The organism is Acetobacterium wieringae (genome assembly GCF_023700225.1).
In the GTDB taxonomy this organism is placed as follows: domain Bacteria; phylum Bacillota; class Clostridia; order Eubacteriales; family Eubacteriaceae; genus Acetobacterium; species Acetobacterium wieringae.
In genome coordinates, this window is the sequence record NZ_CP097897.1 from 3,551,357 (window position 1) to 3,565,427 (window position 14,071).

Below are 14,071 nucleotides of genomic sequence, written 5' to 3' on the forward strand. Positions count from 1 at the left end.
TCATCCGTGGTCCTATGTCAAGATTTAGTACAAATTAAAATGAGAATTTGACACCCACATTTTAACCTGCTATTTGTAAATTTTCATTTTGTGTTTTAGTAAAAAGTTTTTCAAAATTATTCGGCGACATATAATTACAATGACTGTGGATTCGAGTTGTATTATAAAAGGTTTCCAGATACTCAAAGATCAGCCGGTAAGCATGGTTATAATCAAGGATTTTAAAGCGATTGAGCCATTCACGTTTAATAATGGCATGAAAGGATTCAATGCAGGCATTATCCCAGGGATATGCCTTTTTAGAATAACTTCGCTGCATTTTTGCCGTTGCCTTCTGGTATTCTTTTGAAACGAACTGACTGCCGCGGTCACTGTGAATGATCAATGGCGCATCGAGATTTCGACGGCTTTTAGCTTTATTAACAGTGTCGATTACACAGGAAACTTCCATTGTTTTTGACAGCGTCCAGGCAATGATTTTTCGAGAATACAAATCCATGATACTGGTTAGATAAAAAAATCCGTCCATTGTCCAAATATAGGTAATATCGCTGCACCAGACAGCATTGGGGCGTTCGGGATTAAATTGTTCGTCAAGAATATTTCTGAGTTTTTTACTGAAGTCAGAATCTTTAGTCGTGATCGTATAAGGTTTGATCCATTGAGCTTTGATACCCATTTGTTTCATGTATTTGCCGACAGTCCGCTCAGCAATTATTTCACCGCTCTGTTTCAATTTTTCGGTGATTTTCGGAGCTCCATAATTTTGCTTTGAGTCGTTATAAATGGTCTCAATTTTGGTTTTAAGAACTTCCTGTCGTTTTTGGGTATTCGATGGTTTTCTGTTAATCCATGATCGATACCCGGTTCGTGATACACCCAGTTTTTGCAGCATTCCGGAGACGGAAACCCGGCGCTTCTCGTGATGAGCAGCTTCCGCCTTTTTAGCAATCTCAACATAAATCGCTTCGGTTATTTTCCCAGAATGCCGATGGCCTTTTTTAGGACATCCAATGCATCTTGGGTATCACGCAACTCGCGTTTTAAACGCGCGATTTCTTTACTTTCATCCGATGCATAATTACCTGAACCACGACATTCAATACTGCCGCTGTCCTGAAGTTCCTTGCTCCATTTTCCCAGCGTGCTGTAACCAACGCCGAGATTTTCAGCGCATCCACGCAGACCGAGTTCCTTGTGTTCTTCATAGTACCGGACTGCATCCAGTTTGAATTGTTTATCATGTTGTTTTGCCATAATGAGATCCTCCTTCAGTACGATTCTTTTATCGTACCATGTTTTTATTAATTTTGGATTTTCTCATTTCGATTTGTACTATTTTTATTCTAGCACCACCGTTTGGCTTTTTGAAGCAGGCCGTTATTTGTTTATTTTCCAATAAAAAAAACAAACCTCTTTCAAATCGACCCCTGTCTCTTGACACTTATCATTATAAAAGAACGTCTGTCTTCTTACTTCTGAATTCTTGCGCTATTTAACGGGAATGCATAAATCCATGATCACCTGGCTGTGCGCTCGGTCAATTTGACGATAAATATTAAGACCATAGCGTTCATCCATTTCATAACCGCTGTCTGGCAGCCAGATATTATAAATGCCCTGAAGGGTTTCATAGATATCCTCGATCAGCCCATCAAAGCGGTAAACCGCAAATTTTCCAGCGCCGATCATCGTGCTGTTGGAACACTCACCGTTGGCATCGATAGTCATACACAAATCGTATAAACATTGGCCGACCCGGGTAATGGCCGGATCATCATAGTAGCGTTCAATGAGGAGGGTATCGGCATGAATCTCTTCATGATGTTTGGCCGTAAAAACTTCCCACTGGGCGCCCAGATCAAGGTAATTTCCCAGATACCGCTCATAAAGCACCCGGAATTCGGCTAGTTGCCGGATCTCAATCTTCTGATCATACCCTTCAAAGACCTGAAATCGTGCCAGTTGATCGGGACGATAGGGGTGAGGGGCATCGCTGGTATTCACGGTTTTGCGAAATTCTGCCGGGGAACGATGATGGTGCTTTTTAAATGCGGAGCTGTAGTTTGATGAGCTGTAGCCATAACTGCTTCCGATAGTGGTAATTGATTTATCTTTGCCGAGCTTCATTTCAATAGCGCTTTGTTCCATTTTTAAACGCTTGATAAAGGCATAGACCCCTTCACCAGTTTCGGCTTTGAAAATCCGGCATAAATAATACTTGGACAGATGACAATAATCCGCCACATCAGCGATGGTGATTTCTTCATTGAGGTTATCAATAATAAAATCAATGGCCTTGCTGACGCATTCATTTCTTAGCATTGTTTTGTTGTTATTCCCGAATTAACGCATAGAGTTTCATATCCTCTATCTGACCATTTTTGACAGCATTCTTTCTGAGGATTCCCTCCGGCTGGAAGCCAGCTTTTTCAAGAATGCGGCATGATCCAAGGTTTCGGACAAAAGGTTCCGCAAAAATCCGGATGATATCGGTTGTTTCAAAAATCAGTTCACAGATCTGTTTAACCGCCCGGGTTCCATGTCCCTGACCCCAATCGGGTTCGGCGATGTAATACCCCAGTTCGGCAGTTCGAAAATGGATGTTTTCTTTGCGAAACACCCCCATGCTGCCAATGACCCGATTTCCATCGGTAACGGCATATGCAAAGATTTGATCCTGATCGGCATCCAGCATGGCCTTTATATATCCTTTTGCATCGTCAATGGTATAGGGATAGGGTAAGCCGTCCCGTAGATTCGCCAGAATTTTCGGGTTGTTTAGCATCTCTGAAAGTGGCTCCGCATCTGTCATTTTCCATTTGCGTAGAGTTGTTTTCAATTATCTTTCCTCCTCATTCCAGCGGTAGCGTTTATTTTTTCGCAAAGTCTCAAGATCACACTGCAGACAGAGCCCATTATGACAGCAAATTGGTTCCCCACATTTAGGACATGCCCACCGCTTTGTTTCGCTTTTTAGAAACGCCGCCATTCCATTTTTCTGCAGCGCCTTCAGGTTTTCAATCATACTCATATGATATTTGGTCCGATAACGCTTATCAAGGCCCTTTAGGCGCTTACAGGGGAAATCACGACATTCATAACAAAAACGAACCTGCCCATTTTTTAAAAGCTCACAGCTGTCACCCATATGGGTGCAGTTTTCACCCCTTGGAATACAGCCGGGGCAGTATTTCCGATTAAAACCCTGTTTTTTTAAATCATACTTTTTCATTTGATAGGCGACACATAAGCTGCAATTCATACCGCAGGGGGCAATCAGGTTTTCTTCCATCACGAACACCTCTCATTATTCATCGCACAATTTTCTATAAAACATTGCCTTGTAAACATGAAATCATTTGAAGCAAACTAAATGCCAATGGCTATCAGCCGAATGGTATGGCAATTTTGGCATACATCGTCAATAAACTTAGGCCAACGATAACAACATATGGTGAATACTTAAACAATGGATCTTTAAGCAGTTCGACAAACATGATAAACAGTCCGACCAGGAAAGCAACCAGTCCAAAATTAAAAAAAACGGTCCTGATACTAATGATTTCCCACGGCAGCATGATAAAATTTATATAACCCGAATGTGAAAAACAGATCAATAAACAGGCCACTGCCACAAAGGCATTTGACAGTCTAATTGATGGCTCAATATTTTTTATTGTCCTCGATAATATGATCAAATACACGACGATAAGCATAGCGCCACATAATAGCAACAGATCATTCATCTTCAGCCTCCAGTTTTGTTTTTTTGTCACATCTTCGCTGTTTGGCTTTTACACATAAACAACGACTACCGATTGTTTATTTATTGTAACATGTTGTTTCTGAGCTGACAAACAAAACGTCCTTTTTGCTTTTTAAATCGATCAAAAAAAGAGCGTGTTACACTACGCTCTCTTATCACTGATAATTCAGAATCCCGTCATCTATTTAATCGAAGCTTCATAAATCGATTGGATCGATTCATCTAATACCTTGTCAAATTCTGCATCACTCTGACCAACATTGAGACCTTCGGTCAGAGCTCTTGAGAAACTGGCAATCAGTTTCGGATTTTTAGTCAGTTTGATGTTGGACTCTTCCCGGGAATACCCGCCGGATAAGGCAACCGTTCTAACGACATTCGGATGGGCAATTACCTCCTGATAAAAATTATCAACGTCGGGAATGGTCAGCTTAAACATGATCTGACAACTTGGCTCCAGCGCTTTCAGATGTTCAAGAATTTCCTGCTTGAGAATCGCTTCCGCTTCTGCCTTGTTGGGAGTATGAATATCCACTTCCGGCTCCAGAATTGGAATAAAACCGGCCGCCACGATGGCTCGCCCGACTTCAAATTGTTGATCAACAATGGCTTTAATGCCGGTTAGATTGGCTTCTTTGATAACGGACCGCATTTTGGTTCCAAAGATATGCCGTTCTTTGGCCCGGGCCAGCAGGGCTTCAAGATCAGTAATCGGCTTCATTAACTGAACGCCATTTTCCAAATCCAGTAGACCTTTATCCACTTTTAATATCGGTACGATTCCTTTAACATCCCAAAGATAATCGGCACTATACTTGTCATCCACTTTTAAATCCATTGTTTTTTCAAACAGGATCGCTGCCAGAATTCGCTCTTTGGTAAAGGCAGAACTTTTCATTATTCGTGATCGCATTTCATGGACCATTTGAAACATCTCAGCTTCATCCGCATAAGCTTCTTTGGGAATGCCATAAATTGCCAGCGCTTTTGGTGTGCTGCCTCCGCTTTGATCCAGGGCGGCAATAAAACCGTTGTCATTTTTCATCCGTTCCAACTGTAACATATTCATCAATACACCTCCGCTTATTTTATGCTCAAATGTATTATACACCTTTCGAAGGCTTTTGGAACCACTTTTGAAATATTTTTTACAAAAGAATTTTTCAAGGGATTTATTTGATCCCGCAAGGACGCTTGTTTCTAGGGTTTTTGAAAGATGCAATAAGTTACTCTTATTTAGTCACCATTAAATATTTTCATTATAAGAATATATGTCGATTTTTTTGCACTATATAAACTGCCTCGGCAAATGTTTTTGTGATGCTCATGCCCATAAATCCGTTTCTTCGGAAACCATCTGTTCAAAGTCAGACTCTTAGCATCCCACGAAAGCCTCTTACCCCATAATAAGAAGGTGCGCTGTTGTGATAGACAAAAACGTGATCATAACGACGATCGCCAAAAAGCGCACCACCATGTTTTCTGATCTCAACCGGTGTTTTTAGCCAGCTTGACGTTTTCGTATCAAAACTCCCCAGTTTCTGTAATTCCCGGTATTGTTCTTCAGTTAATAGCTCAATGTCCATGGCGGTTGCCATATCAATGGCGCTATTTTCCGGCTTATGTTCTTTCCGTGAATCCAACCCTTCACGGTCGTAACAAACATTTCTACGGCCTTTTGGACTTTCTTCAGAGCAATCATAAAAAATGTATTCCTTCGCATCCTGATCATAGCCGACTACATCCGGTTCACCGCCGGTTTCTTCCATTTCATTGAGTGACCAAAGCTTTTCTGGTTTAACTTCCAGTTTTTCCTGAATCTCAGCCCAAGTTAGACCTGGATGACGGTTCATATTTTTCTCAAAACGGAGACTCAAAAGGTTGAGTAGCTTTTCACGCTGTTCTGAGGGCAATTCTTTTATTACATTTTTCATCATGAAACCTCCTTCAAATTACTAATTTTTTCTATATAAAACACCATGTCGACATTCAGTTTTTCCCGGAATAGACATTTCAAATCCTCCTAATCGTTTAACAAATTTTCAGATCTATTCTGGCCATTACAATGCAACATTTCATTTCTTTCCCACCTTTCCTATTCCATTTTAATTTAACTGATAAGCGAATCCCTCCATTACAAGTGTATATTCTGTCTAGGCTTCTTTCTAGTGCAGAAGAAAGCGGGATGATTCTCCCCAATACAGCAGCGTCAGTCGGTGCATCGCTCGTGTTGCGGCGATATAAAGCAGGCTGCGGTCATTTGTATTCTGGTAAGTGTCGCAGTTTACCTCTGGAACAATCACCTCATCAAACTCTAGGCCTTTCGACATCTGAATCGAGGTGACTGAGATGCCATTGGTAAAGCTGGTGCTATCAGGCGAAATTAACTGGATTTGGTAATCTTCTGCGAGTAACTTATGAAAGACTAGCGCCGCGCTGTTTGTTTTCAAAATGATTCCAAGTGAAGCATTTCCGCTTTGGAGAAAGGCATCAAGCAACTGTTTTATTTTAGTTATCTCATCATTTTTGTCGCTGCATGCTACCATTATCGGGGCCTCCCCATGGCGTTCCACCGGCTCTAATCGATCCACCGGCTGGATTCCCTTGGCAAAAGCGATAATTTCGTAGGTTGAGCGATAGCTCTTTGTCAACTCCACTAGCTGTACATCGCTGTAAAGCTGCTGTATATCTGCTATCGTATGCTGATGATTGGGGTTGATCAGCTGTCCATAATCTCCTAAAATTGTTTTTTGGCAGGGAAAGAGGCGGTTGATAACGGCGTATTGTATGGGCGTATAATCCTGCATTTCATCAATGACCAAATGCTTAATGACTTTGCTTTCCGAAAATCCCTCAAATGCTGCGTGAAGATACATAAATGGGTATACATCTGCCCATTCCAGGGTCTTCCTAGCCGGCAACTCAAGCATCTCCGGCAAACCTAACCACTGGTAAAAACCCCGATATAATGACAGACTATTTTTGACTTTCAGCATCGCCATCAAGCTTTTCAGAATGACTCTCGGTTGGGGTATTTCTTCACCTCTAAAATTGTCGGCTTCAAAACAATCATGGATATCCTTGGCAATCAGACGCAGCCGCTTTTTGATGGGATAATCTTGATAGCCATAAAAGCGCCTCTGTATCGAATCCGCCGTTGCTACAAAGTGCCCGCAGGAATAATCGCCAAACTCAAAAATCATGGCAGGAAGTTCCTGTAAATATTGATCCAGCTGCTTTACAAAATCCAGTGTTGACTTGAAGCCCACCCGTGCTGCCCATTTTGCATCTTCCGTTTCCAACGGGTCTTTATCTGCTTCAAAGGCAATGATGCCTTCTAAATAATCTTTGGCAATGTCCATAAAACTCTGTTCATCGATGGGCTCCTCACCCAGCTCCGGTAAAACGGAGGATATGTAATCGCTAAAGACCTTGTTGGGCGAAAGAATCATTATGTTTCTTGCTTCCAGTTTCTCCTTGAAACGATAGAGTAAAAAAGCAATTCGATGTAGGGCAATAGCGGTTTTACCGGAACCAGCCACGCCTTGAATAATGATTGTACCGGCTTTTTCATTGCGGATGATTTTATTCTGCTCTTTTTGAATGGTGGCGATAATGGATTTCATCTTTTCATCTGAGGTGTGGGAAAGTTCCCGCTGTAAAACATCATCGTGAATGTTAACTGCGCTTTCCAGAGCATATTCCAAGATCCCGTTTTTTACTTTGAACTGGCGCTTGCGCGTCAACTTTCCCTCAATTCTACCCATTGGGGCATCATATCCCGCCAAACCAAGCTCGTAGTCATAGAACATGCTGGCAAAGGGGGCGCGCCAGTCAATGATTAAAAGTTCGTTCTCATGACTAAATGCGAAACGACCAATGTAATGCTTTGTTGCGACTGGGCTTTCACTTGTCTGAAAATCGATGCGGGCAAAATAGGGGGACTCTTTCAGCTTGGCTAACTTCTCCCATCTTCCGACCGAAAAAGCGCCAGTTCTGTCAATTTGCTTCAGCGCCAATTCATTCTGAAACATCTCATGGGGGTCAATCTCGCCACGATAGTCCGCCATGTAGCGTTTCGCAGCCATATTGGTCCTATGTCAAGATTTAGTACAAATTAAAATGAGAATTTGACACCCACATTTTAACCTGCTATTTGTAAATTTTCATTTTGTGTTTTAGTAAAAAGTTTTTCAAAATTATTCGGCGACATATAATTACAATGACTGTGGATTCGAGTTGTATTATAAAAGGTTTCCAGATACTCAAAGATCAGCCGGTAAGCATGGTTATAATCAAGGATTTTAAAGCGATTGAGCCATTCACGTTTAATAATGGCATGAAAGGATTCAATGCAGGCATTATCCCAGGGATATGCCTTTTTAGAATAACTTCGCTGCATTTTTGCCGTTGCCTTCTGGTATTCTTTTGAAACGAACTGACTGCCGCGGTCACTGTGAATGATCAATGGCGCATCGAGATTTCGACGGCTTTTAGCTTTATTAACAGTGTCGATTACACAGGAAACTTCCATTGTTTTTGACAGCGTCCAGGCAATGATTTTTCGAGAATACAAATCCATGATACTGGTTAGATAAAAAAATCCGTCCATTGTCCAAATATAGGTAATATCGCTGCACCAGACAGCATTGGGGCGTTCGGGATTAAATTGTTCGTCAAGAATATTTCTGAGTTTTTTACTGAAGTCAGAATCTTTAGTCGTGATCGTATAAGGTTTGATCCATTGAGCTTTGATACCCATTTGTTTCATGTATTTGCCGACAGTCCGCTCAGCAATTATTTCACCGCTCTGTTTCAATTTTTCGGTGATTTTCGGAGCTCCATAATTTTGCTTTGAGTCGTTATAAATGGTCTCAATTTTGGTTTTAAGAACTTCCTGTCGTTTTTGGGTATTCGATGGTTTTCTGTTAATCCATGATCGATACCCGGTTCGTGATACACCCAGTTTTTGCAGCATTCCGGAGACGGAAACCCGGCGCTTCTCGTGATGAGCAGCTTCCGCCTTTTTAGCAATCTCAACATAAATCGCTTCGGTTATTTTCCCAGAATGCCGATGGCCTTTTTTAGGACATCCAATGCATCTTGGGTATCACGCAACTCGCGTTTTAAACGCGCGATTTCTTTACTTTCATCCGATGCATAATTACCTGAACCACGACATTCAATACTGCCGCTGTCCTGAAGTTCCTTGCTCCATTTTCCCAGCGTGCTGTAACCAACGCCGAGATTTTCAGCGCATCCACGCAGACCGAGTTCCTTGTGTTCTTCATAGTACCGGACTGCATCCAGTTTGAATTGTTTATCATGTTGTTTTGCCATAATGAGATCCTCCTTCAGTACGATTCTTTTATCGTACCATGTTTTTATTAATTTTGGATTTTCTCATTTCGATTTGTACTATTTTTATTCTAGCACCATATACTCTTTGTCGATACGGTCAACGTTCGCATTTGCTTGTTGTAAAGCAGTGTCGATTTTATTGTTGATGCGCTTAAGATGCGCAATTTCATCAGGAAATGGGATCAAGTCAATGGTGTCTGAGATCTTTTCTTTGTGCCCGGTGTTTCGTTTTTGATTTGTCATCTGCAACCTCCCTTGTTAAAACAAAGCGCTGTGTCGGATAATCAAACTCCGTAAGCAACTCCGCTTCCATAAAGCCTAAGCTTTTAATGGCACTGCGATGTCCGGTATCCGCTTTATCTCCCGCTCTGTAGGTAGTAATACTAATTTCATTTCTACTAATCAGCTCTCTCATCACCTTATCAAGAAATGCCTTGGGTATCCCTTTATTCCGATAAAACGGATGTGTGCCCATAAAATCAATGTTGCCGGTTTCAGAAGAGAACAACATGACTCCCACCGCAATGTCATCATCTTTTAAGATCAGCGCCTGCTTACTTCTGATCCGCAGTTTTAATTCCATGGCGTACTCCTCCTCATCTAAATAAGGAAAGCCATCTATAATAAGCCGGACTAAATCCATCCAACAAGCAATATCGTCTTCGGTTGCAAGGGTAATGTGCCATTTGGGTAGCTCTTTGCTGTGGAGCATTCCATAATTACCTTCTACTCTGAATCTTAATTGCAAGGGGTAAAACTTTTCGTTTTCCCGATATTTATTAGGTGATTGCTTATACATTGCGGTAAAAATATGTGTAAAGGCCTGCTGACTTTCATATCCGCCCACTGCGGCAATATCAATAATCGGTTTACTAGAAAAAACCAATAACCATGCTGCTTCCGTCAGCCGGCGGCGCTGAACATAGTCATGGATCGTTAAGCCCACCATACTCGCAAAGACTCGATGCAGATGATATTTTGAGTAATGAACCGCCGTTGCGACACGATTTAAATCCATTTTCTCCGTTAAATGCGTTTCGATAAATTGAATTACTGCTGAAATTTTTGCGATACTGTTCTTATCCACATCACCCTCCTTATTTTTCCTTAGATATTTTATCAGATTTTGAACGTTTTGTTTTGACCATTCTTGCTATCTTTTATCACTGATTATTCTCACCCGTTGTTTTCTATTATGGATATAACGTGACGATGTTCCATAAAGCAACCAAAGCTGACATTTTTTGCACCATTATGTTAACATCAATTGATGGATGTCGTTGCCAAAAGCTGTTAAAATAGGCACAGGTGGTGATAATATGAAAAATATGATTAGTATGAATTTACAGACTCTGCGAAAAACCCATCAGTACACGCAGGAAGATGTGGCCGAAAAGATTGCGGTATCCCGACAATCCGTTGCTAAATGGGAAAACGGTGAAAGCTTACCGGATATGAATAAATGCATTGCCCTGGCAGCGCTTTATAACATTTCCCTTGATACCCTCGTCAACGGTATTGAAACAGTTGGCGTACCCCTACCGCCAAAAGGCAAACACGTTTTTGGCACGGTGATTGTCGGTGAACGCGGACAAATCGTCATCCCCAAAAAAGCCCGGGACATCTTCCAGATCAACCCCGGCGATAGTCTGATGATTTTAGGTGATGAAAATCAGGGCGGTCTGGCCCTGATTGATACCAATCAATTCATCAGTCAGTTTGAATTTGTCAAACAAAGTTTGAACAATGCCGATCAAACCGCGAAGGACAACGAAAGTGAAGATTAAAAAAATGCAACTAGCCCTGATTGTTCTGGTATTTGTGGTAATCGGCATTGCCGTTGCCCTTGGTTATTTTTTTTACAGCAACTTACATCCGATCGATGATCACTATCTCAAACAAACCCTCGCCGCCGGCTTTACCGAGCAAACAGTCACGCTTGATAGTGGTTCGGTTATTAATTATGGTGAGGGCCCAGATAACGGCCCCGCTCTGCTGTTAATCCACGGTCAAGGCGTATCCTGGGAGGATTATGCGGCAGTTCTGCCTAAATTGTCGAAGAACTATCATGTCTTTGCAGTGGATTGCTTTGGCCACGGTCAATCCAGTCATGATCCGGCGCTTTATTCCTGCGCGGTAAATGGCCAAGCGCTAATCTGGTTTATGGATCATGTCATCGGTGAAAAATGCTTCGTATCCGGTCATTCTTCTGGCGGTATTCTGGCGGCCTGGCTAGGCGCCAACGCACCCACACGGGTTAGCGGCCTGGTTCTTGAAGATCCCCCGCTCTTTTCCGTCACGCCAGCGGAAATGCAAGAAGGTGCTGGCTGCTTCGCCTGGAAAGATACCTTTATGACCATTCACAGCTTTCTAAACCAAACAGAGGAAACCGATTTTGTTGTATACTATTTTAAAAATGGTTACATGACGTCCCTTTTTGGTGGTCTGAAAGAACGGGTGGTTCTAGCCGTCGAAACATTCCGCCAAGAGCACCCCGACCAGGGGCCCCGAATTTTCTGGATTCCCTATTCCTGGATGCGGTTAATGAACACCATTGATCATTATGATCTGGCCTTTGGCGAAGCCTTTTACGACGGTTCATGGATGCATGGGATCGATCAGGAAACCCTGCTAAAAGCGATTCCAAGTCCGACGATTTATCTCAAAGCCGAAACGAATTACGGTCAGGATGGCGTTTTGTATGCCGCCAATAGCGATGCCGATGCCGAAAAGGTTCAGGCTTGCCTCTCCAATTGCGAAACCATGACCATTAAGTCCGGCCATGACATCCACTATGAACATCCCGACTTTTTTATTTCTGCATTAAAAAAACTGCAGGACAAAACAAAATAATTTGCCCTCCTAACCAACCTGATGGCTGGCTTAAAAAATTCAGAACTTCTTGCTGCTTAAAAACCGGCGATTGTCATTGACAATCGCTATTTATGTTGTGTAAAATATAATTGTCTAAAATATTGTCTGTTTTGTATTTCAGGCAATGACGAACGTACTGCAAATGCTGCATTCCGTTTGTCAAACGCCTATGGATGGATCATTATTCGAAGGAGAATCATCATGAAGATTAAATTTCCAGTTGAAGAAACCGTAAAAAAACGCTATAGCGTCCGAAATTATCAGGAACGAGTCATTGAAGCGGATAAAATAAGCGCCATTGCAGCTTTTATTAAGACGTTGCATAATCCTTTTGGCCCAACTGTCACCTTTCACACCCTTGATATTAAAGCCAACCAAACCAGCCAAAAGCTTGGCACCTACGGGGTCATCAAGGGTGCTAGTCACTATATTGGTGCAACAATTACCCCGGAACCCATGGCACTGGAAGCGCTGGGGTATGAATTTGAAGCCCTGGTTCTTTATCTGGCTGATCAGGGTCTTGGCAGCTGCTGGTTAGGGGGCACCTTTGACCGCCGCAGTTTTTCTACGGCAATGCACATCGATGACGGTGAACTTTTTCCGATTATCAGCCCCTATGGCTACGCTGCCGAACACAAGCATTTTAAAGAAAAAGCAATGCGTAAACTAATCAAGGCCGATCAACGTAAAAACTGGCCGCAATTGTTTTTTAAGGATGATTTTCAGACCCCACTGACCGAAGCAACCGCTGGCGATCTGGCCTTTGCTCTGGAAATGGTCCGGTTAGGGCCATCGGCCTCCAATAAACAGCCCTGGCGGATTGTCTTACTCGATGGTAACTGTCATTTTTATGAGGCAAAAGAACCGGGCTATAGTAAGGCCTTTGCCTACGATATCCAGCGGGTTGACTTGGGCATTGCTGCGGCCCACTTTGATTTTGCCACCCAGGAAGGCAACATCAACGGGCATTTTGTCACCACTGCTGCGCCGGAACTGACCTTACCGCAGCACCTGGAATACGTCTTTTCGTGGATCAGGGAATAATGTGACCGCAGCAAACCTGTTTCAGCATCATCGGTTCAGCTCGATTTCACTGTGGTAAAAAGCCTTTTTCAGGGCCTCAACCCGTTTATCAAGACTTTGTCTGACAATTGCACTGTCTTCGGCGATTTCAAAGCCGTGGATGGTGCCTTTGGTCTGGTGCAATTCTGCCATAATTCCGTTTTCTTTTAGGGTCTCGGCAAAAAGAATGCCCTCATCCCTAAGACAATCAAACTCTGCCACTTCTACATAGGCTGGCGGTAAATTGACAAACGAAGCAGCTTCCATCGGCGATGCATAGCCCCGTTCCAATGAACAACCATCCTTTAAATAGAGTTTCCACATCTTTTCATTCTGCCTGGCATTCCATAGTGGCGTATCGATGTATTCTTTCATCGAATGGGTATTAAGCCGGGCATCCGTAACCGGATAAATCAGCATCTGAAAACAAAGCGCCGGCGCCCTTCGATCCCGGGCCATCAGACACAGACCGGCAGCCAGAGCGCCACCGGCACTGTCCCCGCCGACCCCTATTCGACTGGGATCGATGCCAATTTCGGCGGCATTCTGATAGACCCAGTGAAGGGCAGCATAGCAATCCTCCAGCGCAACCGGAAACGGATGCTGGGGTGCCAGCCGGTAATCCACAAAGACCACCTTGCAAGGAGTATGGCTGGCGTAGTCACAGATCAACCGCTTATGAAAAGCGACCGATTTCAATACAAAGGCACCACCATGAAGATAAATCAGACAGGGCAGCCGCTCCTCTGACGCTTCCGGCTCATAAATAATCAGCTCCACCGGTTCATTTTGATAGCCACCAATTATTATCCGGGTTTCTCGAACCCCTGGCTCCGGCGGTCGTTTATTGAAACTTCGTTCAATCACCCCATTCATTAACGGCAACAATCTTTCGGGAATTGGTGTTTTGATTTTTTCATATTTTTTAAAATCCGGATGGATTGGGTATTTGGTCACGTTTTCTCCCCCTGGGTCAATACAGCGCTGCAAATTTCATCGCTTTTT

The 14,071-nt window shown here is 42.9% G+C and carries 16 protein-coding genes; 3 read left to right on the plus strand and 13 right to left on the minus strand.

Annotation, left to right across the window (positions count from 1 at the left end; all coding sequences use genetic code 11):
• Positions 1-61 precede the first annotated feature (61 nt).
• The 12 genes from CHL1_RS17400 to CHL1_RS17455 form a co-directional block, all read right to left on the minus strand.
• On the minus strand, positions 62-1,015 hold the full coding sequence (locus tag CHL1_RS17400) for an IS3 family transposase (RefSeq protein ID WP_338076062.1): 954 nt from the start codon (positions 1,013-1,015) through the stop codon (positions 62-64).
• Positions 973-1,257 (minus strand): transposase, encoded by a 285-nt coding sequence (locus CHL1_RS17405; RefSeq protein ID WP_070370063.1) that lies wholly within the window; start codon positions 1,255-1,257, stop codon positions 973-975. The genes CHL1_RS17400 and CHL1_RS17405 overlap by 43 nt, the downstream gene beginning before the upstream one ends.
• Positions 1,258-1,491: 234 nt before the next feature.
• Positions 1,492-2,325 carry an AraC family transcriptional regulator gene (locus CHL1_RS17410; protein ID WP_250934196.1) on the minus strand — a complete coding sequence of 278 codons (834 nt, stop codon included), beginning with the start codon at positions 2,323-2,325 and terminating at the stop codon, positions 1,492-1,494.
• A 10-nt stretch (positions 2,326-2,335) separates the two neighbouring features.
• Complete coding sequence (locus CHL1_RS17415) at positions 2,336-2,842, minus strand: GNAT family N-acetyltransferase (RefSeq protein ID WP_228880006.1); 507 nt, start codon at positions 2,840-2,842, stop codon at positions 2,336-2,338.
• The gene (locus tag CHL1_RS17420) at positions 2,843-3,295 is read right to left on the minus strand and encodes a DUF3795 domain-containing protein (protein ID WP_070370728.1); all 453 of its coding nucleotides are present in this window, start codon (positions 3,293-3,295) and stop codon (positions 2,843-2,845) included.
• A gap of 655 nt (positions 3,296-3,950) precedes the next feature.
• Positions 3,951-4,838, minus strand: a complete 888-nt coding sequence (locus CHL1_RS17425) for a fructose bisphosphate aldolase (RefSeq protein WP_250934197.1) — start codon at positions 4,836-4,838, stop codon at positions 3,951-3,953.
• 298 nt (positions 4,839-5,136) lie between these two features.
• Positions 5,137-5,703: a DUF4256 domain-containing protein gene (locus tag CHL1_RS17430; protein WP_084633554.1), complete on the minus strand. Its 567-nt coding sequence runs from the start codon at positions 5,701-5,703 to the stop codon at positions 5,137-5,139.
• Positions 5,704-5,934: 231 nt separating this feature from the next.
• Positions 5,935-7,857, minus strand: coding sequence for a HelD family protein (locus CHL1_RS17435; RefSeq protein ID WP_250934198.1), 1,923 nt, complete (start codon positions 7,855-7,857; stop codon positions 5,935-5,937).
• A gap of 56 nt (positions 7,858-7,913) precedes the next feature.
• The gene (locus tag CHL1_RS17440) at positions 7,914-8,867 is read right to left on the minus strand and encodes an IS3 family transposase (RefSeq protein ID WP_338076062.1); all 954 of its coding nucleotides are present in this window, start codon (positions 8,865-8,867) and stop codon (positions 7,914-7,916) included.
• Positions 8,825-9,109, minus strand: coding sequence for a transposase (locus tag CHL1_RS17445; RefSeq protein WP_070370063.1), 285 nt, complete (start codon positions 9,107-9,109; stop codon positions 8,825-8,827). Before CHL1_RS17445 ends, CHL1_RS17440 begins: the two co-directional genes overlap by 43 nt.
• 84 nt (positions 9,110-9,193) lie before the next feature.
• A complete protein-coding gene (locus CHL1_RS17450; protein WP_250934199.1) occupies positions 9,194-9,373 on the minus strand; it encodes a hypothetical protein in 180 nt (59 codons plus the stop codon).
• On the minus strand, positions 9,318-10,217 hold the full coding sequence (locus CHL1_RS17455; RefSeq protein ID WP_250934200.1) for a helix-turn-helix domain-containing protein: 900 nt from the start codon (positions 10,215-10,217) through the stop codon (positions 9,318-9,320). Before CHL1_RS17455 ends, CHL1_RS17450 begins: the two co-directional genes overlap by 56 nt.
• A 232-nt stretch (positions 10,218-10,449) precedes the next feature.
• Here CHL1_RS17455 and CHL1_RS17460 point away from each other — a divergent pair, with 232 nt between their 5' ends.
• The 3 genes from CHL1_RS17460 (at position 10,450) to CHL1_RS17470 (ending at position 13,048) form a co-directional block, all read left to right on the plus strand.
• Positions 10,450-10,917: a helix-turn-helix domain-containing protein gene (locus CHL1_RS17460; protein ID WP_070370723.1), complete on the plus strand. Its 468-nt coding sequence runs from the start codon at positions 10,450-10,452 to the stop codon at positions 10,915-10,917.
• The gene (locus CHL1_RS17465; RefSeq protein WP_250934201.1) at positions 10,907-11,983 is read left to right on the plus strand and encodes an alpha/beta fold hydrolase; all 1,077 of its coding nucleotides are present in this window, start codon (positions 10,907-10,909) and stop codon (positions 11,981-11,983) included. Before CHL1_RS17460 ends, CHL1_RS17465 begins: the two co-directional genes overlap by 11 nt.
• Before the next feature lie 222 nt (positions 11,984-12,205).
• The gene (locus CHL1_RS17470) at positions 12,206-13,048 is read left to right on the plus strand and encodes a nitroreductase family protein (RefSeq protein WP_070370722.1); all 843 of its coding nucleotides are present in this window, start codon (positions 12,206-12,208) and stop codon (positions 13,046-13,048) included.
• A 27-nt stretch (positions 13,049-13,075) separates the two neighbouring features.
• Here CHL1_RS17470 and CHL1_RS17475 read toward each other — a convergent pair whose 3' ends face one another.
• Positions 13,076-14,023 (minus strand): alpha/beta hydrolase, encoded by a 948-nt coding sequence (locus tag CHL1_RS17475; protein WP_250934202.1) that lies wholly within the window; start codon positions 14,021-14,023, stop codon positions 13,076-13,078.
• Between the last annotated feature and the right edge of the window lie 48 nt (positions 14,024-14,071).